Source organism: Amycolatopsis sp. NPDC003676 (genome assembly GCF_053587275.1).
Genome location: NZ_JBSFNS010000244.1, coordinates 1 through 2,094, shown reverse-complemented (window position 1 = coordinate 2,094; position 2,094 = coordinate 1). Strand labels below are relative to the sequence as shown.

Below are 2,094 nucleotides of genomic sequence, written 5' to 3'. Positions count from 1 at the left end.
GGGGTGATGAACCCGAATCCCTTACCGCTGTCGAACCAGCTCACAACGCCGTTCGGCATCGACCGACCTTCCGAATCAATTACCTGACATGCAGATTCGTTCATCGTCGCATGCCGGTGCCCGCGAGTTGTAGCAGGGCGTCGGCGACCGTTCCCGTCCCGGCGACACCGCCCGCGCGCCACCCGGTCCACGACACGGCAGCGAGCGACCTCGCGCGCGCATCGGCCCTGGCTAGACTCCCTGCACAGGTCCGCCCGGACCGCCCGGTCGCGAGAACGGAGATTCGGTGCACGCCCCCATCGCGCGAGGCCCGAACACACCGCGACCACCCCTGCGGGCCGTCCGATGATCCGGCGGCCGACCGCCACCGAGATCCGGACCGCCGTCGAAGCGGTCACGGTGTTCGTGGCCGCCGCGGTCGCCGTCCTCGCCATCATGCTGCCGATCAGCTTCGCCGCCCTGGCCGAGTCGCGCCATGTCGACCTGCTGGTGTTCAACATCCCGCGCGCGATGACCGGCGGCGCTTTCGTCGCGGTCATCACCGCCGCGGTCACCGTCGCCGTCGGCAGTGTGCGCACGGCCAAATGGACGGCGCAGGTCGCGCTCGCGGGGATTCTGCTGAGCCATCTGGTCCTGGCGCGCAACGTCGACAGCACGCATTTCACCGGCCTGTCCCTGCCGACGCTGAACTTCCTCGACGCCCTCCTCGCCGGAATGGCGGTGGGCGCCTTGGCCATCGCGGTCTGGCCGAGCCCGCTGCTGCGCACGGTGTATTTGTTCGCCGTGCCCGCCGCGACCGTGCTCGGCGACCTCACCGAGGCACCCACCGACCAGACCTCGGCCGGTTTCGACGGCGTCCTCGCCGGCTCGCTGCCACTGTGGTTCATCGCGGCCACCGTGCTCGCCCTCGGTTATTTCGCGGCGACCACCACCACCCCGCCGCGCTCCGTCCTCGACACCGCGATCCCGCTGGCTCCCGTGTTCGCCGCCGTCATCGCCTTCTCGGTGATCCTGGCGACGTCACTGGCGCTGGCGGTCCGCGAGATCACCGTCCCGTACGTGCTCGCCGGCGCGATCGTGGTCGTGGCGGCCGCGACAGGGGCAGCGCTGATCCTGCCCGACCGCGACGGTGTCCTGCTCCTGCTGATGACCACGTTCGCCGTGGCAGGCAGCCTCGTCATCCCGCTCCCCCGCTCCGGCCTGGTCGACCTGGCCACCATGATCGCCCTCGGCGCCGGGCTCCTGCTCGGTCTGCGCGCGCCCCGCGCGATCATCGCCGCGCTCACCGTGGTCGCGCTGTCGGTATTCGTGCTGGCCACCGACCTCCTCGACCCACCCGCCGCGCTCAACGCCGCCGTCGGCTGCCTGGCGCTGGGCGCGGTGTGCGGGTACTGCGTCGGCTCGGCGGTCCCGCGGAGCCCCACCTCTGCCGTCGTCGGCCTGTCGATCCTGTTCGTGCCGTCGCTCGGCGTGGCGTTGAGCGACGACAAATTCGGCCACCTGGCCTACTCACCCTCGTGGTACCGCACCGCCGACGTCGACCGCGGTCCGATCCCCGCGACGGCGTCGATCGGCATCGCCCTCGCCTGCACCGCCGCGATCGTGCTGCTGCAGCGCCGTCGGCCCGCCGTCTAGTCCCAGCCCAATTCGGAGAACACCCGCCCGCTCAGCGCCGCCCGCACCCCGACCGCGCAGTACTCCACGATCTCCCCCGGCAGCGCCGCCGGATCGAACCACCGCAGTTCCGAACACTTCCCCGGCTCCCGATTGGCGACCTCCCCACCCCAGCGCCGCACGGTGAAGAACAGTTGCACCCGCTCGTCGCTGTGCAGCACATGCGCGAATTCCACCTCCCGCGCGTCGATCTCGACCCCCACCTCCTCGCGCGCCTCCCTGATCAACCCCGCGACAGCCGACTCCCCCGCCTCCAGATGCCCCGCCGGCACATGGAACAACCCGTCCCCGAACCCGGTATCGCGCCTGCGCCCCAACAGCACTCGTCCGTCCCCGTCGAGCAGAACCAGATGCACCCCGACCAACACCCGATACTTGTCCACGAATTCACCCTACCGAGATGCCGAGACCACCCCTGTC

General features: G+C 70.6%; 2 protein-coding genes. One reads left to right on the top strand and one right to left on the bottom strand.

The window, feature by feature from the left end:
• Positions 1–345: 345 nt before the first annotated feature.
• On the top strand, positions 346–1,635 hold the full coding sequence (locus ACWDNU_RS45245; RefSeq protein WP_355282798.1) for a hypothetical protein: 1,290 nt from the start codon (positions 346–348) through the stop codon (positions 1,633–1,635).
• On the opposite strand, the gene ACWDNU_RS45240 is transcribed toward ACWDNU_RS45245, so the two are convergent.
• Positions 1,632–2,057 carry an NUDIX hydrolase gene (locus ACWDNU_RS45240; RefSeq protein ID WP_355282796.1) on the bottom strand — a complete coding sequence of 142 codons (426 nt, stop codon included), beginning with the start codon at positions 2,055–2,057 and terminating at the stop codon, positions 1,632–1,634. The two genes, ACWDNU_RS45245 and ACWDNU_RS45240, sit on opposite strands and share 4 nt — an antisense overlap.
• Between the last annotated feature and the right edge of the window lie 37 nt (positions 2,058–2,094).